Consider the following 22,909-nt stretch of genomic DNA (forward strand, 5'->3'; position numbering starts at 1 on the left):
GGCCTGGCCGCGGCCCGGAAGGGCTTTGCCCTTGCGATCTTGGTGATATGGGCCGCCATGGTGGCTCTGGTACGGCGCATGCCGAGGCAATTGGCACGATTTTCCCGGGCTGCGTGGGACGGGATGCAGCCGGGCCATGGGCAGGATGTTGGGATCGCGATTGGGGTGGCGTAGATCCACGGGCTGCTAAGGCATCGGCCCGAGCTCCCACGGCGGCGGCGTCATCCGCGACTGGAGGTGCTCGATGAAGGCCTTCACTTTCGCCGACAGGTGCCGAGCCGTCGGATAGACCACGTGCACGGGCGTCGACGGAGCGGTCCAGTCGCGGAGCACGCGCTCGAGCCGGTGCATGCGCAGCTCCTCGACGCAACGGTACGCCGGCAGCATCGCGATCCCGAGGCCCGCGGTCGCGGCGGCGTGCACGATGTCCATGTCGTTCACCGAGAGGCGCGCACGCACCGCGACCTGCACGGACTGCTCGCCGCTCTCGAGCCGCATGTTGGCCGTGCTCGGTCCAGCGCCGAACAAGAGACATTCGTGCTCCGCGAGCTCGTGCGGCGTGCGCGGACGCCCGCGCTTCTTGAGGTAGCCCGCGGTCGCGACGAGAAACCAGGTCGTGCTGCCAAGGCTTCGCGCAATGAGGCTCGAATCCGCGAGCGCGCCGGCGCGGATGCCCAGGTCGAAGCGCTCTTCGACGAGATCGACCGAGCGGGCCGTGCACAGCAGATCGAGCTGAACCTCGGGGTAGCGCTTCAGGAAATCGGCGAGGATGTCGCTGAGCCACGCGCTGTTGAGCCCGGCGGTCACGCGCAGGAGCCCGCGCGGCGTGTCCTGAAGGCGACCGACGGCGCGCTCGGCTTCTTCGAGCTCGTTCACGATGCGCAGCCCGTAGTCGAAATACGTGCGCCCCGCGTCGGTCAGGCTCAGCTTTCGCGTCGTGCGCTGGAGCAACCGCGCGTTCAGCCGCTCCTCGAGATCCGACACCTTCCGGCTGACCGTCGACTTCGGCATCCCGAGCATCTTCGCGGCGGCCGAAAAGCTCCCGGCCTGGACGACGCGCGTGAACACCGCGATTTCGTTCAGATCCATGACCTATTGTCCCATAGGTTAGACAGTCATTCCAATGTTCGCTGCCTAGTTCGCCTGGCGGAACGATCCTACAACTGTTTCGCGCAACGGCAACACCGACCGACGCAAAGGAGCACCGCCATGACGACGACCTGGAACATCGACGCGACCCACTCCACCATCGGCTTCTCCATCCGGCACATGGTCTTCTCGAAGGTCCGCGGCCGGTTTCTCAAATACACCGGCGCGATCAAGCTCGAGGACGACGTCACGAAGTCGAGGGTCGAGGTGAGCATCGAGGCCGCGAGCATCGACACCGGCACCGCGCAGCGCGACACCCACCTGCGCTCGGCCGACTTCTTCGACGTGGAGAAGTTCCCCGAGCTGCGGTTCCGCAGCACGCGCGTCGAGGACACCGGCGGCGGCAGGCTGCGCGTGATCGGCGATCTCACGATCCGCGACGTCACTCGCGAGGTGGCGCTGGACGCCGAGCCGGCAGGCCGCGGCATGGATCCGTGGGGCAACGAGCGGAGCGGGTTTGCCGCGACAATCTCGATCGACCGGAAGGACTTTGGCCTCCACTGGAACCAGCTGCTCGAAGCGGGCGGCGTGCTCGTCAGCGACCGCGTCGACATCGAGCTCGACATCCAGGCAGTCAAGATGGCGGCGCGCAACGAGGCCGCCTGATCGAGAAAGGAATACCACTATGCTCGCCCTCGATACCAAGCAAGCTGCCCGCGGCATCATCCACCGCACGCAGGGCCGTACGCGCGGGCCCATCACGCGCCTCGTCAGCCCATCGGACCTCGGCGAGCTGATGAAGCCATTCGTGTTCCTCGACCTCGCCCACTTCGATGGCCGGTCGGAGCCGACGCCGATGGAATACCTCTGGCACCCGCACTCCGGCATCGCGACGGTCACCGTCACGCTGGAAGGCGCGGTGCGGATCGCCGACACGACCGGGGCCGACCTCGTGCTGCCCGCCGGCGGCATCGAGTGGATGCGCGCCGGCAACGGCGTGTGGCACACGGGGCAAGCCCAGCCCGGCGTCATGCGGGCGTTCCAGCTCTGGGTCGCGCTGCCGCCCGAGCGCGAGAACGCGCCGAGCGCGAGCCGCTACGTGATGCCGGAGGAGGTTCCGGTCGTCGGACCGGCCCGCGTGATCCTCGGCTCGTACGACGGCGCGCAGAGTCCGATCGACGCACCGCCGATGACGTACCTCCAGGTCAACCTGAGGGCAGGAGAGCGCTGGACGTACGTGCCACCGCGCGGTCACGCGGTCGCGTGGGTCGCGGTCAGCGATGGTGCGCTGCGCACGCCGTCGCACGTGCACGCCGGCGAGGTCGCGGTCTTCGAGCCGTCGGAGCACGCGATCGACTTCATTGCAGAAGGCGACACGCGCTTCGTGCTCGGCTCGGCGCCGCCGCACCCGCACGAGCTGTTCCTCGGCAACTACTCGGTGCACACGAGCGCCGAAGCGCTCGCCAAAGGCGAAGAGGAGATCCGTCGGATCGGCCGGGAGCTGCGCGACAACGGCACGCTGAGGCTGGCGCGGCCGGCGGTTGCGTTGTGATCATCTAGCGCCGAGGCCGCCCCGGCGAGCTGGGAGACGGCACAATCCTGGCTTCGCCGTGGGGTCGGAACGTTTCCGGCCTTCGCGCCCGCGCGCTTTGCATCGGCGACGAGCGGCGACTGTCACCATGGCAACGGGCCGTCGTCGTTCGAGAACGTGCCTGTAGGGCCGTCGAGGCCGAGCAGCGCGAGACGCACAGGCTCACGCGCGGCTTGCTCTACGGTGCGCGGTCCGCTGTGTGCGTTGAAGTCCGTCGCGGTGTAGCCTGGACAAACCGCGTTGACCTTGATGGGCGTGTCCGAGAGCTCGAGCGCGAACGCGACGGTCACGGCGTTGAGCGCGGTCTTCGAGGGGCCGTACGCGACGCCGCCAACCCAATGCGGCGCGTAGGCTGGGTCGGTGATCCGCGTGAGCGAGCCCGCGCCGCTCGACACGTTGACGATCCGCCCCGCCGGCGCCTCGCGCAGCAGCGGCAGCATCGCCTGCGTCACCGCGATCACGCCGAACACGTTGGTCTCGAACACGCTGCGAATGTCCGCGATGGGCGCGGTGCTCGGGCGCCCGCCCTCTTTGATCTCGGCGGGCGATGCGCCCGGCGTCGAGGGACCGCTCGCGACGGCCGCGTTGTTGACGAGCACGTCAAGCCGGCCGAGCTCGACGCGGATCCACGCGGCTGCCTGTGCGATGGAGTCGGCGTCCGTAACGTCGAGCGCGACCGCGCGCGCGTGTGGAATGGCCCTCGCCACAGCCTCGCCCGCGGGCAAGCGGCGGGCGCCGACGAGGACGGTGAACCCGCGCGCGGCGAGCTCCTTGGCGATTTGCTGACCGATGCCGCGATTGGCGCCGGTCACGAGAGCGACGGGATGGTTGTGCATGCCCCTCCTCTTAGCGACGCGCGCGCGCCTCGCCTTGGGCATTCTTGGCGCCCGATCGACTGCCAAGAATGTCCAAGCCAACCGTGCTCCCGAGCCGTATCGTGTCGCCGTGGCGATCGAGGTCGAGCAGCTCCCCGCCTCCGTTCCTGGCCTGCGGGCGGTCCGATGGACCACGGACGAGCTCTACGCGAGCATGAAGGACGCCTACGCGATCGCGCGGCTCGAGCGCGGCAGCGTCGAGTGGGCCAGCGGCAACCGGCGCTACCGCAGCACGCCGGGCACGTTGCAGATCAAGCAGCCCGGTGATGTTCATCGCGACATCGCGCACGACGGGCCCATCACGTTCCAGATCGTCACGCTCCCGGCTCGTGCCATCAAGGACAAGCTCAGCGCGCTCCACCATGTCGAGCCGCAGCTCGCTGCGAGCGACGAGCGCGGCGCTGCGTTTCACCGCCTTCACGACGCCGTCTCTGCTCGCGCCGATCGCTTCGTCCTCGAGGTCGTGGTCGCCGAGGCCATCGACGCCCTTGTCGCGACGGGCGGCGCTCGGCCGCATTACGCGCGCCCCGTCCGCCGAGCGATCGAGCTTTTGCGCGAGCGTTTTGCCGACGCCATCACGCTCGACGAGCTCGCCGCGCACGCAGGCCTCGACAAGTTCCACCTGTGCCGTGCGTTCCGCGCGCAGGTCGGAATGCCGCCGTACGCGTACTTGACCCATCTCCGCGTCATGCGCGCCAAGGCATTGCTCGAGGCCGGCTTCAAGCCGAGCGAGGTCGCATCGGAGGTCGGCCTCTACGATCAATCGCAGCTCAACCGGCATTTTCGCCGCATCGTCGGTACCACGCCGGGCCATTACGCGCACACCGTCCGCCCGTCGTCAGCGCGAAGCCCGATGTCTCCGGGCTGGCGTTCGGGGTTATCGTGAGCGTGATGGGCGACCTCGCCGGTTTCACCCCCCGCGCAGTTCATCGGACATGCCTATAGCAAGACTGGCGACGATGCTGCCCCTTCGACGACGAGCCCATGCATCCCCCAAACGCGGCTTCGCATATTCGGTTCGGCGGCCTCGGCGCGTCGATCCTTGAGGGCCGCCGCACGCTGCCCCGCCCGGGGCGGCTCAAAGCGTCTCTGACGGACGGCGCACGAGACATCCACCCGATTAGCAACCACCTCCCCACCATGGTACCCAGGTACGAGGGGCAGTGTCCTCGTTCGCCATCCAGGGGAGAAAAGCATGGGCGCAAAGAAAACGTCCGAGGCGGCGGAGGAATCCGTGCGTGCCCTGAAGGTGGTTCTCCCGGCCGAACTGAAGACGCAGATCAAGCTCGAGGCTGTCGAGCTCGACATCCTCGTGCGCGACTACGTCCGACAAATCCTGGAGGACCGACTCCCGTGGCACATTCGCGAGCAAGTGGCGGATCAGGCGAAACTCAAGGGCATGTCTTACCAGGATTTCCTGATTCAAGTTCTCCGTAACGCAAACGTGATCCGCTGAGATCAGCCTGGCGCCTGGCGAGCTCATGTACGGTGCCTTTGGTACCCAGGTACCTGAGAACCTAAAGTTCTGCCTATGGCGGATCGCACCTGTCCCTTTCAAACGGGACACGCAGCCGAGCAGAACCGCGTCGATCCCCGCGCCCCAGCCCACGCCGTCCGGCAGCTCGTGCAGCAGGACGGTCGCCACGCTCCGCGGGCGCTCTACGAGGCGTTCGACGCGTACAACGCCGAAGATTTCGACGGAGCGCTGAAGCAGTCGCTCATTCTGATGACCACGCCCGCTTCACCGCGGGCCGAAGGCGATTATACCGCGCAGGACGTCCACGGAATCCCGAGCCGCATCCGGATCGCTCCGCGGTGCGAGCGCCACGGTCTCCTGTACCTCCTGGATGTACTCCTGCACGAGATGATCCACGCCTGGCAGGCGGAGATCGTCGACGACCTGGAAAACGGGTACCGAGGACCGCGCGAATGACGAAGCCCGTCGAACCCAACACGATCGCCGTGGTTCCCGAAGACGAAAACCCGCCCACGGAGCTCCCGACGGAGTTTGCCTTCGGCACCGACGGGTGCCTGTACATCAACGCGGAGAGCCTCAAACCAGGGGAGGAGAAGGAGCGCGCCAAGTTTGTCGGGTATCAGCTCACGGAAGAAGAGAAGGAACAAGTGATGGACACGCTTCATCGCACCGCATGGAACGCGACAGCCGGCATCTTCGACCGCAAAAAGCCGCGGTGAGGACGCTTCGTACATTCGGCGCGGTTCGTTCATGGATACGATCGCGCTCGATGCGCCTTCGCTTCGCACGGTTCGTGCTCGTGCTGCTCCTCGTCCCCAGGCTCGCGCGGGCCGACGATGTCCCGAGCTCATCGCCGAGCACGAGCTCCGCGGCAGTCCGCGCCGCGCGCTTCGTGGAGCTCTCGCGCAAGGGCGACAAGGCCCGCGCCGCGGGCAGGCTTTCCGAGGCGGTCGAGGCCTACTCCGACGCGCTCCAGATCCGTGACGACGCTCGGATTCGCGGTCGTCTCGGGCTCATTGCCCTGGAGGGAGGGGCGATCGCAGAGGCCGTGCAACACCTCTTCCTGGCGTTCATCGACGGACACGACATCCCGCCCAGCGAGCGGCGGCAGATCGTCGCGGCGTTCGAGCGGGCTCGCCCGCAGGTGTGTCGCCTCGACATCACCGTTTCGCACCTCGGCGCGGAGGTGTGGATCGACGGCGACTTCGAACCTGCGTCGATCGGGAGAAACGACTTCTACGTGTTCGTCAAGCCAGGACGTCACGAGATCCGCGCGAGGCTGTCGGGGTTCAAGGACGCGGTGCAGACGGTCGATGCGCCGAAGGGAGGGCGCGAGACCGTGCCGCTGCTCGAGCTCCAACCCATCCCGCCGCCGTCGTCGCCGCCGACCTCCGCGAGCTCGCCGACGCCCTCGTCGAGCACTGCCCCGCCGTCAGCGCCCGCGATGCGCGCAGCAGCAATCCCCCAAAGCGCCACGCCATCGAGGTCACCGAACTCGCGCTCCCAAGTTTCGCCTCCGCGGCGGTGGACTCCGTTCGTCGGAACCACGGTCCTCTACAGCGCGCTCTCCCCGCTGCCGGCGATGGGCCTCGTCGCATCCTCGGAATGGCCAGTCGGCGAGGTCGTATCGTGGCGTCTCGATGTACGAGGCGCCTTCTCGCCTCGTGACAAGAGTACCGCCGTGAGCGGCGCGCTCATCGGCGTCTGGCCTGGCGTTTGCGGTACGGTGCGCTGGTTCTCCGGCTGCCTACTTGCAAGCGGAGGCGCACTCAATCGATCGAGGGTCACACCACGCACCCCACCATTCTCAGAGTGGTATCGCTTCGGCGGTCTTGGCGCGGGGGGCATTGCCGCAATGCCCCTCGGGCCGCTCAAGTTACGCATCGCTCTAGACGCTGTCGTACTGATGGATGCCTACCCGCTCAACATCGGTGGCATACGCGGGGCGCGAACCGCATGGAGCAGCAGTCAGATTATGGCCGGGCTCAGCGTCATGGCAGCCATTCGTTGACGAAGGTTTGTCCCTGAGGTACCGTGTTCGTATGCGTTCCTGGTTCGTTTTATGCGCTCTGTTTGGGACAACCGCAGCGTTGGCTGTCGAGGGGTGTGGCTCCCAGCCTACGACAATTCCGTGCGACCCAGTGTATACTCCGTGCCCCGATAACTACATCTGCCTGGAAGACGGTAGCTGCGTACCACCGGATTGGGATGCGGGACCGGACGCAAGCGACGCCGGCACGTCCTCCGCCATCGGCTGCACAGGTCCCTGCATCCCGCATCCCCCCGACGGCTGGGACCTCCGCGCGCTCTGGCACGGTCCCTCGGCCGATGCCCCCACGCGCTGCCCCGCGCTTGGTGCCCACGGACAGGAGGCCTTGCCGGTCTTCCTAGGCCGCGCAGACGTCTCCGCCCCGCCGGCCAACTGCGATCCGTGCAAGTGCACCGAATCGACCGGCACGTGCACCGCGCTCCCCGAGACCATCGAGATCCGTGCCGCGATCTGCGATGCCGCGGGCTCGAGCTTGCCATTTGGCGGACCGGAAGGATGGGATGGCTCCTGCACCGATGCGCACGCCCTCGCCGCAGACGCGATGTGCGGCTCCGCCTTGTGCGCGCAGTCGATCGTCGTGTCGTCCCTCGGGCCTCCCGTCGGAGAAGCGTGCGAGCCCTTCGCAGAGCCGCTCCCCGTCGCTCACTACGGCCTGCCCGAGCCCACGTGGAAGATCTCGGCGATCGGCTGCATGATCCCGACGTGCAACTTTCCGAGCTCCTCGTGTCTGCCGTCGATCCGCCGCATGCCCGACGAGTTCCGAACGTGCGTCAAGCGAACGGGTGAGCACGCGTGCCCCACGGGCTGGGACAGGGGCGAGCGGTTCGTCGTGTACGAGGTGACGAGCGAGCGATCTGGCTGGATCGAAGGACGCGAGTGCACGGCATGCGCGTGCGGCGCGCCCGTCGGCGGGGGATGCCTCGCGCGTGTGCGCACGTTCGAGGATGGCGCGTGTTCGAAGCTCCTCTCGGACGACCCGATCGCGTCCTTCGGCGATCAGTGTACGAACGTGCTCCCCGCAGGCCTGCCGATCGGCAGCAAGGAGATCACACCGCCGGAGTATCTCCCGGGCGCGTGTGAGCCGAGCGGTGGAGAGCCGAGCGGAGACGTGCAGGAAGACCCCGAGCAGGCGGTGACCTTCTGCTGTCGACCGCCAGAGGCGTGAAGCGTGTCACACTCGATGTCGAGCGGAGTGGGGAGACGATCCCCATCAGTGAGACAGCCGAATCTGCGGAGTTGGCCACGGCGTTCGCGCTCGCCAGCGGGATGCGTCGCGTGTGACCCATACACCGCCTACGTCGGCCCCAGCCTTCATTGCCCATGTCTCTGGAACAGATCGCGGAAGAACGCGGCAACGACATCCTTGCTGCTCGGTCCACCCAGCTCTTTCGCTCCGAATCGATACACCTCGTAGCCAGAAAGCCGAAGCTCACGATCGCCCGCAACCATGGCCGCGTACCGATCGGGACTCGGCAGCCCATTCTCACTATAGTGATGTACTCCGTCGACTTCAAGAACAACTCGGACCTCGTGCGAGAATAGCAGTAGAAAATCCATGCGCTGGCGAAGCAGTGCCTCACGACCACGTCGCGCAACAGTAACCGGATCGTAATGGAGCCATACTTCAGGTAGTAGCGCCGGCAGGTCCTTGAAAGTGTCCTTGAAGGTGGCAAAATAGGTACGAAACAGCAGTTGTTGAGGTGGGGAGTTTTTAGGCAACGACGATAGCAATCTAGTGTATAGACTCTTCGCTGTCGCCTCACCATCCGGCGCTAACCCTTGGCGCTGGGCCCACCATTCCTGCAGGTGGCGCCATCGCAACCCGGTCGATGGAATTGGGCGATCGTAGAAGAGCACATCGTGCACATTCCCCACAATTTCGATGTCGTTGTTGACTGCATCTACGAAACGCAGATCCGGCTTGGCACTGGAAGCGAAGATTATGTTCTTGGGCCGCCCCTCCACACCACGCTGGATCAGCAAAACCTTGTATACAGGAAATCCAGTATCATCGCCTGCCGGCCGCAATTCCCAGCCACAGCGACGAAGGTGTGGGTTTAGCGCCGATATATACAACGTTTGGCTGGCCTCATCTCGGACCTTGGGGTCAACGTTCCGCTCGATAAACATGCGAAAGCGCTTGGTCGAGATGGTCAGTAAGGTTGGGTCGGAAAGCCACGCCTCGATGCTTCGATCGTATATCCCGCAAGATGGGAGAACTGGGCCCATTACTTCAATGTAGTCAAGCTTGCCCCAGATATCTGGGAGTTCTGCGAGAGTGTCGATGATCTTGCGGCGGGCCAATTCTGTTATTTCGGGCTGATCATCATGGATCCGCCAGAGCAGTTCTTCGAGGTGTGGATCAGGATACCGATTAAGAACACGCTCCGCGATGGCTAGCACTTCAGTAGGATCATGGGTCAGCCAATTGAGCACGGTTCGCCACTTGCTCAGTACGGCTTTGGTATCATCGGGCTTGATCCCGAGAGACTCGCAAACGCCCGCGAGGTTGTACTGCTTCACCGACGCTTGCAGAGCACGTCCAATCGCATCGCGCAGTTCCTCGGTGCTCGGAGTTCGTCCCATCCTTGCGCCGCCATAGCACAGTCAACGACAGGCGAGCAGCTCCCGAGTGTGCCAGCCGCCCGCCGAGTTAGGGGTGCCAGGACCCGTAGCGGGAGCGGGGGGCCGAAAGCGGAGGGGGAAGCAGGGGCAGACGCCAGGGGAGGCACCCCGGCGCGACGCTCCTCCTGGTATGCTGGCGGGGACTCATGACCGACGACACCGCCCCCGAAGACCTCGCGCTCCGCAAAGCCGTACGCCTCGACCGCTACGCCGAGATCCTCGCGCACGTCGTCCACTTCGGGGCCGACCGTACCGAGGAGGTCGTGCAGCGCTTCGGCCTCACCCTCGACCGCTGGCGCGCCGTCGATCACGCATGGACCCGCGAGCTCGCGCTGGGCCTGAAGCGGCAACAACGGGAGCAAGCCCTGCGCTTCTCCGCCACGTTCAACAGCCGCAGAGAGCGCCTCGCCAGACTTCAGCCTTCCGTCGCCGCGATCGGCGATGCCTCCGCAAAGGTTGCCGAGGCGCCATCGGAGCCCACACCTCCGGATGTCGCGGCAAAGCCAGCGGGCGTGCCGTCGTTCATGCTCGCCGCTGCCGCTTCCGGACCGTCTGCAACACCCTCGACCGCGACGGTGTCGCCATGGGCCGCGCCCGCACCAATCCCTGTCCACACGGCGTCGCCAGCCACCACCAAGCCCTTGCCCTTCGTCGAGGGCATCCCGTCCACCGCGGCCCTGCAATCCGCCGTGGAACACGCGCAGGTGACGCAAGGCGCTCCGCCGCTCGCGTCCTCGATCGGCGGAACGCTCCCGGTGAACGAGGAGATCTCTGCGATCGCACGGAAGCTCCTCCCCTTCGGCACCCAACCTTCCCGCAACGAACCTCCCGCGCGCGACTCCGAGCTCACGCTCGAGCAGCACGCATCGCTACACGTCGAGCTCGACCTCGACCCCGAGCAGAGGCCCGAGATCCTGCGCCGTTACGGGCTCAGCGCCGAGCAACATGCGCGCCTCCATACGACCTGGAACGCGCGCATGGCCGTGGATCCGAAACTCGCCGCGGCATGGCAGCAAGCCGTCGCGCAGTATCGCGCGTGGATGTCCGGCACGCGCGTGCGCTGACAGGAGCATGCTCGATGCCCAGGCTCGTCGTGAACGGCGCGAAGCTCAAGTGCAGCGAGGGAACAGCTCCCTCGACGCTGACGGTGCTGCCCCAGAGCCCCGCAGATGCGATCGATCTGCCAGTGGCCACCATGCTCGACCACAAGCCGATGGTGAACATCGCGCCGTTCGGCATGTGCAAGACGCAGACAAACCCCCAGGTCGCAGCCGCCACGGCGGCTGCGCAGGGCGTGCTGACGCCGCAGCCGTGCGTCCCCGTGATTCCGGCGCCCTGGTCGGCGGGAGCAGCTCGGGTGACGTTGCGGGAATTGAAGGTCCTCACAGAAGCGTCGACGTGTATGTGTCAATGGGGCGGAACGGTTGAAATCACGGATCCTGCCAATTCGGTCGAGGTCGAGTAACGGACGCCATGCAAACGACCACCACTCCTTCCGACGGCCCCATCTCCCTCTCCGCCGCCGCCTTCGGCCCTGATCCTCGCTCCGTCGTCCAACTCTCCGGCGTCGAGGAGGTCTCCCACCCCTTCCGCTTCGTCGTTCACATCGTCGTCGACGATCCCCGTGCCCTCGTCGATCGCCTCCTCGGCATGCCTGCGACGCTCAAGCTCCGCGCGAGCACCGGGGCCGAACGCCGCATCCACGGCGTCGTCGAGCGCGCCTCCGTCGGCACCTACCTCGCGGGCAACATCGACGGGCACGACGCCGTCCTCGAGCTCGTGCTCGTCCCGCAGCTCGCGCTCCTCGGGCATCGCACCCTGAGCCGCGTCTTCCAGGACATGGCGATGCCCGCCGCAGCATCGAGCGTCCTCGCCGAGCATCGCGTCACGTTTCGCTGGAACGTCGCGCGCACGTACCCGCCGCGCGAGTATTGCGTGCAGTACCGCGAGTCTGATCTCTCGTTCATCGCGCGAATCGCTGCCGAGGCGGGCATCCACTACCACTTCGCCGACGCAGTCGAAGACACGGTGCTCGTCTTCTGCGATGCCGTGTCGCTCCTCAAGCCCATTCCCGGAGCACCTCAGCTCAACGCGCGGCCCCTCGGCGATGACGTCGGAACGACGGTCAGCGATCGCCCGTTGCGGGAGGATCAAGTCGCCGGATTCCACGTCACGCGTGGCGTGGCGCCCACGTCGGTACTCATGCGTGATTACGACTTCGAGCGACCTCTGCTCGAGCTCCGCGGCAAGAGCGCGCCACTCGCTGCCCCGATTCTCCACGAGCAGGCGCCGATCCCAGCGCAGCCCACGCCTGGTTTGTCCCTCTATGAGCATCACGGCGAGTACGAGGAGAGCAACGTGGACGGGGTCAACGCGACCATCCTCCTCGAACAGCTCCGGCACGACGCGGAGGTCGGCACGGGCGATACCGGCTGCCGTTTGCTCGCTCCGGGCTTCCTGATTGAGCTCCACGATCACCCGATCGCTGCGCTCAACGAGGGGTATGTCGTAACGCGCGTCGAGCACACCTACCAGCGCACGCGTTATCAGGCCCGTTTTCACGCGGTTCCGCAGCGGAAGGCCTACCGGCCTGCGCCTCCCGAGAGGCGTATCGTGCAGACGCTCGAAAGCGCAACTGTCACCGGGCCCGCCGGCCAGGAGATCCATACCGACGAACATGGTCGTGTGCGTGTGCGCTTCCACTGGGATCTGCGAAGCGGCTCGGAGGAGCGAACAAGCTGCTTCGTGCGCGTCTTGCAGCCATGGGCTGGATCCGGCTGGGGGTCGCAGTTCATTCCGCGGATCGGCATGGAGGTGCTCGTATCGTTCCTCGGTGGCGATCCCGATCGACCCGTGGTGCTCGGCTCGATGGTGAACGCGACGCACCCGCACCCGTTCCCGCTGCCTTCGGCGACGCGTTCGGGCATCCGCACCTCGAGCACGCCGAACGCGCGAGGCTACAACGAGCTCTCGTTCGAGGACGCGACCGGCGCGGAGGAGCTGTTCCTGCGTGCCGAGCGAGACCTGCGGGAGAACGTGCAGAACGACCGCATCACCGACGTAGGACGCGATCGTCACACGCGCGTGGCGCGAGACGATCACGCTTCGATCGAAGGGATCAAGGTCACGCGTGTCGGCGGCGACGAGGTGCACGCCGTCGCAGGAAGCCTGTCCCTGAACGTCAGCGGCGGCGCGAATCTCGCTGTGGCGGGCAACACGATGGCGACCGCACAAGGCGATCACACGATCGTGTCGACGGGCTCGGTCGCGGTTGACGCGGGCGGCGGCGTACGTGTTGCGGGCGAGGACTTCATCACGCTGCGCGTGGATCACGCGGGAAACGCGGGCGAGATCACCGCGGACGTGGCCGGCGATGCACGAACGATGGCAACGCGCGAAGTGCTCATCCGCGGGGATGAGCGTGTGCGGCTCCGGTCGGGGGACAACGAGATCCTCCTGACCCCCGAAGGGATCACTTTGAGGGCCAAGCAAATCCGGATCGAGGCTCTGGAGAAGCTCGATCTAGCCGGCAAAGGTCCGTCCCTCTCGCTGGGCGAGGAGGCGGAGCTCGTCGCGAAGAAGGTGCGGATCTACGGCGAGAAGAGTGCGCTCGAGCTCGATCGTGATGCGCGGATCTGGGGCGACAACCTGAAGCTCCAGCCGCCGGCCAAGCCTCCGCCCGAGCGGGATCCCGAGACGAACGAGCCGAAGACGAAGCCGCTTTCCCTGCGTTTCCTCGACGACCAGCACGAGCCCTACGACGGCTGCACCTACCAGCTCGTCGCAGGCGGGCAACGCTTCCGCGGGGAGCTCGACGACGACGGCACGCTGAAGGTCGACGTCCCCGAGAGCGCGGCGACGGCCGACGTCACGCTCTGGATCGACACGTTTCCCGAGGGGCGGAGGCGTCGTTACTCGTTCCAGATCGGCGAGCTTCCGCCCGCGAAGACGCCGCGCGGCGCGAAGCAACGGCTCAAGAGCCTCGGCTATTTTCCCGGCGAGGTGAACGACGTCGCCGACGAAGCCTTGCGCCGCGCGCTGCAGTGGTTCCAGACCGACTACGATCTCGCGACGAAGACCGGCGCGCTCGATGGCAGTACGGCCGCCGAGCTCGAGAAGCTATTCGGCCAGTGAATCGGAGCTTGTGAGGGAACGATGGGAAGCCCGAAGCTATCGGTGACGAGCGACGGTCGGATCACGTCGGTGGCGTACACGGCCGAGACGAAGCTGCCTCCGATGATCCTCGTGGGCATCAACGACGCGGTCGCGGACGTGCCGTCCGAAGCCACGTGGTTGTCGAAGACCGACTACAAGTTTGAGCATTTCGTCTCGCCCGAAGAGATGAAGAGCGCGGACTTCCTCGAGCACGTGCTGCAATGGATCTATGCGCGCCTCGATGCGGGCGGCTCGACGATGAACGCGGACCTGTCGGGGCCGATCCACGGATATCTGCGCGAGGCGTGGAAGAGCCAGGAGCCCATTATCCTCGACTGGGCCGAGGATCCGATGGGCCTGGAGGAACAATGGGCGCAGGTCTTCTCGGAGCTCTTCTCGGCCATCAACTACGACGGCACGGGCGTCGGCTACAAGATGGCGGAGGGCGACGACAAGGCCTGGGATGAATACATCTTCTCGCGGCTGCAGGGCGAGTACATCGAGCACGCGACCGTCCGGAAGCAGAAGATGGAAGGCGGTCAGGCAAAGATCGACACCGTCGGCCGCAGTGTGACGTCGTGGGAGGAGCCGCAGCAGCGATTCATCGCGGATGCCGAGGACGCCGCGCGAGCCTGGAAGCCGAACGAGGATCCGGCTTCGCCCATGTGCTGCGCGTGCCAGTATCTCGCGACGTACGGCCTGATCGCGCGTGGATATCGCATCGAGTATGCGAAGCGGGAGCTTCAGTACATCAAGGGCGTGGTCGGTCTCTCGGCGGCACCGGCGGACGGGTTCAAGATCCTGGATTGGTCCTGGAAGGACGACAAGCCGGTACGGGAAGTGGCGAAGATGTGCGCGGAGTCGCCGCCGCTCGCGCCCGGATCGGTGTACACGTATCACAAGTATCACCAACTCGCGAATGTCAGCGTTCAGGTGAAGGCCGTTGTTTACCCAAATGACAGTCGCGTTGCAGCCCTGACGTCCCTTATCGAGCTTAGAACCAGCAAGAGGAAAGACAAACTCAAAGAGGTGGTCGCCGCGATCGAGCAGGAAGAAACAGCTGGTTTCGAGGGGCAAAAGGACACGCCCGGCGCCGAGCTCCGTCCCGTGAAAGTGAGCTGGCAAGGCCAGCCGGGCGGCTCGCACATCCACCAAATCCTGCGCATCCACAAGGACAAGACTCGCGTCCAGCTCTTCGATGCGAACGGCGGGAGCCAGTCGAGGAGCGCGATGGAGGCGGAGAAGGACGGCGATGGCCGCTCTCTCGGTCGTGGCCTCGTGCTCGAGCCCGGAACGGGGGCGAACATGGATACGCGGGCCTTCTCGAGCGTTTACAGCTTGGATTCGGGCCCGAACGGGGTGGGGATCCCCAAGACGGTGCCCGATCTGCAGCGGCAAATCGAGGTGATGAAGAAGGCTCGGCCCGTCGGCCTCGCGCGGCTCGTGCTGACGGAGCGCAAGGCGACGACGACGGAGCTCATGCCCGAGCACGTGCTCTTCGTGAGCAAGCTCCTCCGGACCTACGGGGACGAGGACCATCAGAACTACACGGTGACCCGTTATCTCTGGTCGCTCCGGAACACCCCTGGTTTTTCCTCCGTGCAGCCGTGGTGGTTTCTGTTTCTTCCGATCGGCGTGCTTGCGCGGTGCATGTGGGCCGTGGGAGCCCGAAAGATGAAGCTCTCGGATTTCATGGCCAAGCACGGCCCCCATGCGCCGAAGGGGAGTAGCTGGTTCCGCTTCGGCGGAGACGGCGGGCTCTCGATCGACGTGAACTACTGCGAGGCGCAAGTCCTCACGAACGTCGCCGACCCGGCATTTCCAGGGCGCGCGAAGATCATCCGGCGGTTGAAGAGCGAACCAGTGCAACCGAACGGCGCGCGGCTCGTGGCCGAGGGAATGACGATCGTGCCCGCTGCCTTCACCAAGGCACTGCCAGGAGTTCCGGGCCCTCGAAACATGATCCTGCCCGTATACGAAAAAGGTAACACCGTCGCGCATACCACGGATGCGGTCCTCGCATGGGACTTCACCTACGTCAGGTCCGATGTCGAGGGGGCCGAGCGGCTACGCACCCTCACAGGCCCATTGCTAGATTATTTTAGGGAAGGATGACGTCCGCCATGATGCGAATCGCTCGCCTTTCGGCGCGGGGGACGTGGGCTCTCCTCGCAGGGGTCGTCGGGGTCGTGAGCTGCAACCGAGAGAAGGCGACGCCGCAGCCGGAGCCTGCTGTCTCGAACGCACCCGCGCCGATCCCATCGGCATCGTCGAGCGCCGGGAGCCAGGCGCAGCGGGCGGCGTGGCGGACGTCGCCGAACGAGCGGTTCGAGGCGCTTCGGAAGCAATGCGACGAGGGCGCGGTGAAGGGCTGCGAAGACACGTTGGTCCTCGTGCTCGAGGCAGAGCACGCCTACGGGGCCCAACCGTTCGGGCGGCCCAACGTCGAGCGTATTCCGGCCATCGCCAGGCGCGGCTGTGACCTCGGGAGCAAGCTTGCCTGCGCGTTCATCAAGAGGGCGGAGGTCGACAAGCTCGAAGTTCGCTACGACGAGCGCTGGAACGCGATGGTGAAGGACCTCTGCGATACCGGAGGAGACCCGCTCTGCCTTGCGTACCGTTTCGGATCCACGATCGATTCCTCCGCTTGGTCGTCAAAGGCTTGCGAGCGGGGCCTCGGCACCGAGTGCCTCACCATCGTGAACAGCTCTGGCGACGACAGCATCGCGACCGATGCGGATCGGAAGCGCTTCGCGCAGAAGGCATGCGATACGTATATCCAGACCTGCCACGACGTCGTTCGGAGTCTCCTGCGGGAACACCCGGAGCGGAAGGCATGGAAGGAGGTCCGCGCCATTCACGAGCGGATCGCGACCGAGCAATCGAAGCGCTGCGCCGAGGGGCATCCGACGTGCGGTGACGCGGCTTATTCAATGCTCGAGCTGGGGCGCGATTTGGCCGAGACGCGCCGCTATGCCGAGGCGGGGCTCGAGGACGAGGACCAGCTCGCGGCGTACGTCCTGGGGCGGCTCGCCGAGGAGGGCCTCGGACAACCGGCCGATCCAGCGAGGGCCGCGAAACTCTACGAGAAGTGCGGCTTCATCACGCACGATGACGAGAAGTTCTGTCACGCTCGGCTGGCCGCGCTCTACGAGGAAGGGCGAGGTGTCCCGAAGGACGCGAACGTGGCCTTGAAGCACGCCCAGCTCGGCAAACACTGGGGGCGCCCGACCCCTACGGTGCTGCGCTACTTTCGCTTGCTGCGCGAGCAATCGCCGCCCCCGTCGAAAGACGAGCTCGTGAAGAAGGTCAAGGGCAATTGCTTCGAGAAGCTCGACCGACGCTGTCCGACGTTGTGGAAGCTTGTGGAGGAGGGGAAACCGATTCCGGATACGTTGCCGGAGCGGTGAGCCTTCGGCAGGCCGTCGCCCAATTCCGGAAGACAGAACTGCTTTCGCCCACGCATGAAGGACCATTGACGTCGTGCCCCGCCCTTCCATGGGTCGTACCTTGGCTCCCCTCCATCCGCGCGGTGGGTGAGCCGATCGGCGAGGCTACCCCTGCGACTCGCGCGCTGGGAGCTGCGACCCAGCCGACTCTGCAATGACGGTCCCGTCTCCGCGTCGGGCAGATCGGCGTGGCGACCGTCGAATGGCCGACGCCGGGCGCGCCACCGCCGAGGGCCGAGAGGACGCCATCACGGTGCGAGCGACGCGACGAACACGTCCGACGAGTAAAGACCGCCATAACCGAAGCTCGCGACGTGCTCCTGGTCTCCCCAGTGGATGGCTCCCTCGAAGCTGCCGCCCACGTAAATCTGGCCCGCTGCATTCACGCCGACGGCCTCGCCCCATTGGGGCAGGGTTTTCGAGTCGAAGTCCCCCTCCACGCGCGACCACCGGAATGCGCCGTCCGCGGCCGAATACGAGGCGACCACGATATCCGACGCGCCGGCCGTCGTCTGCGCGGTCCCGTTCCCGAAGTCGACCGATCCGCGCAGCGCGCCGGTCACCACGACGTCGCCGTTGTTTCCGAACGTGACGCCCTTCAAACCTCCGGCGCCCGTGAAGGCCCTCCCCCATACCGGCGCGGTGGACGCGTCGAGCTTCACCATGAAGAACGTCCCGTTTTGCGGGCCGGCGATCCCGAGATCGACGATCATCGGCTTGTCCCCCGAGTCCGTCGTCAAGACGAGCGTGTCGTCCGGCCCCGCGGCCACGCGAACCCACAAATTTTGTGACTGATTCGCGGCGTCTTCCGGAAAGCTCCTGCTCGCGACGTGCTCTCCCGTCGCCGAGAGCCTCGCGACGAAGAGCCCCTTGTCGAGCGTCGCGACGCCAAAGTTGATCGTGTTGGTGTTGTATCCCGCGATCACGAGCCGGCCTTGCGAATCGAAGGCGGCGCCCGTGGCTGTCTGGAATGCGGTGTCCCCGTAACGTTTCGTGAAGATGACCTGACCATCTCCCGAGAATTTCACGGCGAATGCATCCCCGGGAGAACCCCCCCCGTTGATCTGGTTGCCGCCGAACGTCAGGTTGCCGGTGAACGTGCCGACCATCGCGATGGACCCATCGGGGCCGCAAGCTACGGCCTTTGCGTAGGCCGAGGCCGAGCCGTTCGAGACCAGGGAGAAGCGATGGTTGCCCTCCGCATCGTAGCTGACCACGAACGTCTGCATCGACCCGGTGCCGACCTTCAGGCCTCCGCCCGCGTTGATGCCGCCGCCGGTGGTATCGCCGACGACTGCGACGTTGCCCTGCGGATCGACGCACACGCCGCGCATGTGCAATGCATTGGTCGATGCAATGTTGCGCGCCCAGATGGGTTGGCCGGTACCGTCGAGCTTCGCGACGAATCCGTCGAGATTGTACCCCACGTTTCCGAGCAAGAGGCCGCCGCCGAAGTCCATCGAGCGAAGATAATCGCCCGTGATGAGCACGTCCCCTCCCGCGTCCACCGCGAGCCCCCCGAGTTTCTCTTCGGTTTGTTCCATGATGTTGCTGCCGAAGCGTCGGCTCCAGCTCGTCGAGCCGGGGCACGTTGCGTTTGCGCCATTGCAGTCCTCGTCCACCGCCGTCTTGCAATCGTCCGTCGCCGGCAAGACCTCCCCCTCGCACGGACCAAAGCCGGAGCCGTCGGGCAGGCACGTCGACATTCCGCCGAGGCACGTCCCCACGCCTTCCGTGCCGCCGGGCCCGTCATAGCAGCTCTTCATCGCGCCGGGGACGCAGATTTGTGCACCACTCGAAGCGCTCGATGTCCCGCCCATTCCACCAGCGCCGCCGGTGCCCATTCCACCTGTGCCGCCGGTGCCCATGCCGCCAGAGCCGCCGGTGCCCATGCCGCCAGAGCCGCCGGTGCCCATGCCGCCAGAGCCGCCCCCGCCCCCAGAGCCGCCGGTGCCCATTCCACCCGTGCCGCCTGTGCCCATGCCTCCGGAGCCGCCCGTGCCCATTCCACCTGCGCCGCCCCCGCCCATGCCTCCAGAGCCGCTCGTGCCCATGCCTCCGGAGCCGGCCGCGCCGTTGGTCCCGGTCCCGGGATCGTCCGAGCATGCGCTGGCCCAAAGCCCCAATGCAACCACAACGAGCGTACGCGTCTTCATCGTCATTCTCCTTCGCAATGTCCGCAGGTCATTCCGTTCGGACAGGGCACCCGATCGGCGGTCGCACCGGGAGCAGGATTTCGTCGCTTGCGCCGGCGGCAGAGACGGGCCTCACGCACAGGTGCTCTGGGCCGCAGCGAAAGCCGTGGCCCGATCGCGTCTTTCGGCAGCGCGCTTACCGCGCGGCGGCGCACTCGGGGCGCTGACCGGCGAGCCACGTCGCCGCGCGCTGCTCGCGATCGTTCACCGGGAAGAGAGCGCCGGCGACGACCCGCGCGCGCGCGCAGTCGCCGGCCGCAGCGAAGCAGTTCGCGAGGCTCACCCGGGCGTGGAAGACGGTGCCCGGCGCCGGCGAAGGGCGTTCGCCGATGGCTCGCTCGAGTTGCGTGGCGAGCTGCTCGCAACGCGCGACCGTGCGGGGCCCGAGGTGTGTCTGCGCCGCCACGGCGAGGATGCGCTCCTCCGGGGAGGCCCGGCTCGTGTCGTCTGCGGGGCAGTATTGCAACAGGGACCGCTGCACCGCGACATCGTCGTTGCCAGCGGCGCGCATGCGCTTCGCGCCTTGCTCGCACTGGCCGGCGAGCATCTCGCACGAGGCGCGCGTCTGGGCCATGATGCTGACGCTCGCCGCGTCGAGCTTCTCGGCCCGCGCGAGGAGCTCCAGGCACGCCTTGCCGTTCCCCCCGCGGAACGCCTCCGCCGCCTTCTGCATGAGCTTCGCGGCCTCGCCCCTGTCGCTGCCCGACGCGAAAGGCGTGCTGGAACCGGCTGCCGCAGCGATGGATGCTGCGGGGCGCGCGCTCGCGCGCAGGAGGGGCTGTGAAAATGCCGGCGGCTGCGGAGAAGGAGCCGGCGCGGCCCCGAGCGTGGCGGACGCTTCGGGCGCTGCCACGCTCGGCGCGGGCGCGGCGGTGCTGTGGGTCGTATCGACGCCGTTCGCGGAGGTGGAGCTCGTGGGTATGGCTCGGTCGCCCGGGAAGCCGGCCGCGGCGAGCGTCGCGAGGCCGACGCCGACGAGCGCGAGGGAGACCGCGCGCGCCCGGCGCGGAGCGGCCACGGGACGCGCATCGAGCGAGGCCTCGAGCGCCGCTACCAGCGCCTCCACGTCGTGGTGGCGGGCGGCGGGATCGATCGCGATCGCGCGGGCGAGGGCGTCCCACAGCGCGGGCTCCGGGCCGCCGCTCCCCCACCGCTCGCGGCCGAGGCGCGCGAGCTCTGCGGCCGCCGTGCCCGCCGGCAGACGCGCGCCCGTGAGCGCTTCGAGAAGACAGAGCCCGAGCGCGAACTGATCGACTGCCGGGCCCACCTCGCTGGCGCGCTGCTCGGGCGCCATGTACGCCCGTGTGCCGGCCGGGTCGGCGCGCTGCTCCGCGCCCACGGCCAGCCCGAAATCGGCGACGCGCACGCGCCCGTCGTCGCCGAGCAGGAGGTTCGCTGGCTTGATGTCGCGGTGCGTGAGGCCCGCCGCGTGGATGGCGGCGAGGCCGCGCCCAGCCTGCACGTATGCTTCGACGCGCTCGCGAAAACCCGGCCCAGGCCCCGGCCAGGCCTTGTCGAGCGTCGCCCCCTCGACGTACTCGGCCGCGAGGAAGACGGCGCCGCCCTCGACGCCGACGTCGAACACGGTGAGCACGTTGGGGTGCGTGACCTTCGCGAGCGCGCGCGCCTCGGCCGCGAGCCGATCGGCGGCGCCGGCCTGGTCCGGCCTCATCAGCTTGAGCGCGACCCTACGTCCGAGCGCCGGATCCCAGCCCTCGTAGACGACCCCCATGCCCCCCGCGCCGACCACCTGGCGGATCTGGTAGCGACCGAGGCTCGGAGCTTCGTGCGGCGGGCTGGACGCCGCGGCGTGGTGCTCGCTCGCGGCCCCAGGGGGAGAGGCGCCGAGGACACGCCCCAGCTCGACGAGGGCGCGGCGGCAGGCGGCGCAGTCGTCGAGGTGACGCTCGAGCGCGTCGCGCTCGGGCGCCGCGGCATGCCCTTCGACGAAGCTGCAGAGGGCCTCGGTGTCGGGGCAGGACGCGAGCGGCGGGCGCATCTCATTCGTCCCGGCCAAGCAGGCGCGAGAGGCTCAGATCGAGGTTGCTCTCGACGATGCGTAGGATGCTGTCGAGCTCGGCGTCGCCGACGCGCAGCGCGCTCGAGAGCTCCTTGCGCGTCGCGTCCGAGAGCCGCTGCCGCGCCTGTGCCGTGCGCCGCGCCGCCGTCGCGCGGTGGACGCCCAAGGCCGCCGCCACCTCGTCGCACGTCAGGCCGTCGAGCACCGAGAGGCGCAGCACCAGCCGCTCTGCCGGCTCGAGTCGTGCGATCGCGCGCGAGAAGGCGGTGCGGAACGCATCGCGATAATGCGCCTTGAGGAAATCCAGCTCCACGTCGCGGCCGTCGGCGACGGCCGCGAGCGCGTCGCCCTCGGCCTGGATCTCGCGCCGCTCGCTCTCCGCGGCGTTCACGAAGGCACGCACGGCTGCGACGCGCAGCCAGTTCTCCAAGAAACCCCGGCCCGAGTAGCTGGCGATACGCGGCTCCGCGCCCGGCCGCGCGGCGAAGAGCCGCTCGCGCAGCATCTGGCGGAGCTCGGCGCGGCGATCTTTGCTCGGCGCGAAGCGGGCGGCGACCGCGTCGATCACGCCGCCGAAGCGCCGTTCGAGTTGCTCGACGGCGCCCGGCGAGCCCGCGGCGCAGGCGCAGGCGAGATAGAAATCGTCAGCCCGCACGCGGGCGAGCGCGGCCTCGGGATCGGGGGCCGCCGCGAGATGACGCTCGAGGTGACGGAGGAAGAAGTCGTCGTCGAGGTCGAGCCCCGGCCAGGCGCCTCGGCCTGCAGCTGCGAGTGCCAGCCTCGCCTCCTTCATGTGCATCGACGCGGCGATGGTAAGCGGAGCTCGGCCGCCGGCGCAAGCGCCACCTGCCGCGCCTGACGGTCGGGCAGGCGAAGGTGGCTCACGGTCCTGCGCGCTGCACGCACACGACAGCGCCACGTGACCATCCCGTTTTGTTGGCTCGTCAGCCTTGGCAGTTGCGTCGCCTGCCGTTGCCCACCTGTTGCCCAGTCTCATTCCCGCCGTGTCCTTTCGTGTCGCCTCCCGTCGCCCTCCCCGCTGCCCCCCCTCACCCTCGCACCGTGGCCGTTTCGAGCCGTTTTTCATCGCTCTTTCAGCAACTTGCGAGGGGGGCAGCCGGGAAACCGGCCCCGTTTTCGTAAACCGTAGGTCTCGAGTTCAAATCTCGAAGGCGGCACCAGGCGTTTCTTGTGTGATTTCGATGGTTTATGCCACGCGTCGCCGATCACCCAAGGCAGCAACAGCAGACGGCTAGCAGCCCGTGGATCTACGCCACCCCAATCGCGATCCCAACATCCCGCCCATGGCCCGGCGGCATCCCGTCCCACGCAGCCCGGGAAAATCGTGCCAATTGCCTCGGCATGCGCCGTACCAGAGCCACC

The 22,909-nt window shown here is 67.1% G+C and carries 19 protein-coding genes; 13 read left to right on the plus strand and 6 right to left on the minus strand.

The genetic code is table 11. The features are described 5' to 3' along the window. Positions 1–186: 186 nt before the first annotated feature. Positions 187–1,089: a LysR family transcriptional regulator gene (locus QHF84_RS49000; RefSeq protein WP_281320575.1), complete on the minus strand. Its 903-nt coding sequence runs from the start codon at positions 1,087–1,089 to the stop codon at positions 187–189. A gap of 120 nt (positions 1,090–1,209) precedes the next feature. Between QHF84_RS49000 and QHF84_RS49005 the strand changes: the two genes are divergently transcribed. Both QHF84_RS49005 and QHF84_RS49010 read left to right on the plus strand, forming a co-directional pair. Beyond that, the gene (locus tag QHF84_RS49005; RefSeq protein WP_281320576.1) at positions 1,210–1,755 is read left to right on the plus strand and encodes a YceI family protein; all 546 of its coding nucleotides are present in this window, start codon (positions 1,210–1,212) and stop codon (positions 1,753–1,755) included. Between the two features lie 19 nt (positions 1,756–1,774). Then, positions 1,775–2,641, plus strand: a complete 867-nt coding sequence (locus QHF84_RS49010) for a pirin family protein (protein WP_281320577.1) — start codon at positions 1,775–1,777, stop codon at positions 2,639–2,641. A 122-nt stretch (positions 2,642–2,763) separates the two neighbouring features. On the opposite strand, the gene QHF84_RS49015 is transcribed toward QHF84_RS49010, so the two are convergent. Then, entirely contained in the window at positions 2,764–3,516 is a 753-nt protein-coding gene (locus QHF84_RS49015) for an SDR family oxidoreductase (RefSeq protein WP_281320578.1), read from the minus strand. A 109-nt stretch (positions 3,517–3,625) separates the two neighbouring features. Here QHF84_RS49015 and QHF84_RS49020 point away from each other — a divergent pair, with 109 nt between their 5' ends. The 6 genes from QHF84_RS49020 to QHF84_RS49045 all read left to right on the plus strand — a co-directional run bounded on the left by QHF84_RS49020 (position 3,626) and on the right by QHF84_RS49045 (position 8,247). Further along, the gene (locus QHF84_RS49020; RefSeq protein ID WP_281320579.1) at positions 3,626–4,441 is read left to right on the plus strand and encodes an AraC family transcriptional regulator; all 816 of its coding nucleotides are present in this window, start codon (positions 3,626–3,628) and stop codon (positions 4,439–4,441) included. Positions 4,442–4,750: 309 nt separating this feature from the next. Beyond that, positions 4,751–5,011 (plus strand): hypothetical protein, encoded by a 261-nt coding sequence (locus QHF84_RS49025; protein WP_281320580.1) that lies wholly within the window; start codon positions 4,751–4,753, stop codon positions 5,009–5,011. Positions 5,012–5,086: 75 nt separating this feature from the next. Beyond that, complete coding sequence (locus QHF84_RS49030) at positions 5,087–5,488, plus strand: hypothetical protein (RefSeq protein ID WP_281320581.1); 402 nt, start codon at positions 5,087–5,089, stop codon at positions 5,486–5,488. After that, positions 5,485–5,751, plus strand: coding sequence for a hypothetical protein (locus QHF84_RS49035; RefSeq protein ID WP_281320582.1), 267 nt, complete (start codon positions 5,485–5,487; stop codon positions 5,749–5,751). The genes QHF84_RS49030 and QHF84_RS49035 overlap by 4 nt, the downstream gene beginning before the upstream one ends. Before the next feature lie 173 nt (positions 5,752–5,924). Further along, positions 5,925–7,043, plus strand: a complete 1,119-nt coding sequence (locus QHF84_RS49040) for a tetratricopeptide repeat protein (protein WP_281320583.1) — start codon at positions 5,925–5,927, stop codon at positions 7,041–7,043. A gap of 364 nt (positions 7,044–7,407) precedes the next feature. Further along, positions 7,408–8,247 (plus strand): hypothetical protein, encoded by an 840-nt coding sequence (locus tag QHF84_RS49045; protein WP_281320584.1) that lies wholly within the window; start codon positions 7,408–7,410, stop codon positions 8,245–8,247. A 146-nt stretch (positions 8,248–8,393) separates the two neighbouring features. Here the strand turns inward: QHF84_RS49045 and QHF84_RS49050 are convergent, their stop codons facing one another. Next, positions 8,394–9,668: a hypothetical protein gene (locus tag QHF84_RS49050; protein WP_281320585.1), complete on the minus strand. Its 1,275-nt coding sequence runs from the start codon at positions 9,666–9,668 to the stop codon at positions 8,394–8,396. Positions 9,669–9,853: 185 nt separating this feature from the next. Between QHF84_RS49050 and QHF84_RS49055 the strand changes: the two genes are divergently transcribed. The 5 genes from QHF84_RS49055 to QHF84_RS49075 are packed head-to-tail and all read left to right on the plus strand — an operon-like array spanning position 9,854 to position 17,272. Further along, a complete protein-coding gene (locus QHF84_RS49055; RefSeq protein ID WP_281320586.1) occupies positions 9,854–10,771 on the plus strand; it encodes a hypothetical protein in 918 nt (305 codons plus the stop codon). Positions 10,772–10,785: 14 nt separating this feature from the next. Further along, on the plus strand, positions 10,786–11,172 hold the full coding sequence (locus QHF84_RS49060; RefSeq protein WP_281320587.1) for a DUF4280 domain-containing protein: 387 nt from the start codon (positions 10,786–10,788) through the stop codon (positions 11,170–11,172). 8 nt (positions 11,173–11,180) lie between these two features. Continuing rightward, positions 11,181–13,841, plus strand: a complete 2,661-nt coding sequence (gene tssI, locus QHF84_RS49065; protein ID WP_281320588.1) for a type VI secretion system tip protein TssI/VgrG — start codon at positions 11,181–11,183, stop codon at positions 13,839–13,841. A 21-nt stretch (positions 13,842–13,862) separates the two neighbouring features. Continuing rightward, positions 13,863–15,977: a hypothetical protein gene (locus QHF84_RS49070; protein WP_281320589.1), complete on the plus strand. Its 2,115-nt coding sequence runs from the start codon at positions 13,863–13,865 to the stop codon at positions 15,975–15,977. An 8-nt stretch (positions 15,978–15,985) separates the two neighbouring features. Next, positions 15,986–17,272 carry a hypothetical protein gene (locus QHF84_RS49075; protein ID WP_281320590.1) on the plus strand — a complete coding sequence of 429 codons (1,287 nt, stop codon included), beginning with the start codon at positions 15,986–15,988 and terminating at the stop codon, positions 17,270–17,272. A 287-nt stretch (positions 17,273–17,559) separates the two neighbouring features. On the opposite strand, the gene QHF84_RS49080 is transcribed toward QHF84_RS49075, so the two are convergent. From QHF84_RS49080 to QHF84_RS49090, 3 genes are all read right to left on the minus strand, one after another. Then, positions 17,560–19,467 (minus strand): hypothetical protein, encoded by a 1,908-nt coding sequence (locus QHF84_RS49080; protein ID WP_281320591.1) that lies wholly within the window; start codon positions 19,465–19,467, stop codon positions 17,560–17,562. Positions 19,468–19,642: 175 nt separating this feature from the next. Beyond that, the gene (locus QHF84_RS49085; RefSeq protein WP_281320592.1) at positions 19,643–21,505 is read right to left on the minus strand and encodes a serine/threonine-protein kinase; all 1,863 of its coding nucleotides are present in this window, start codon (positions 21,503–21,505) and stop codon (positions 19,643–19,645) included. A 1-nt stretch (position 21,506) separates the two neighbouring features. After that, on the minus strand, positions 21,507–22,319 hold the full coding sequence (locus QHF84_RS49090) for a sigma-70 family RNA polymerase sigma factor (protein WP_281320593.1): 813 nt from the start codon (positions 22,317–22,319) through the stop codon (positions 21,507–21,509). Positions 22,320–22,909: the final 590 nt, after the last annotated feature.

It is taken from the genome of Polyangium sp. y55x31 (genome assembly GCF_029946505.1).
Taxonomy (GTDB): domain Bacteria; phylum Myxococcota_A; class Polyangia; order Polyangiales; family Polyangiaceae; genus Polyangium.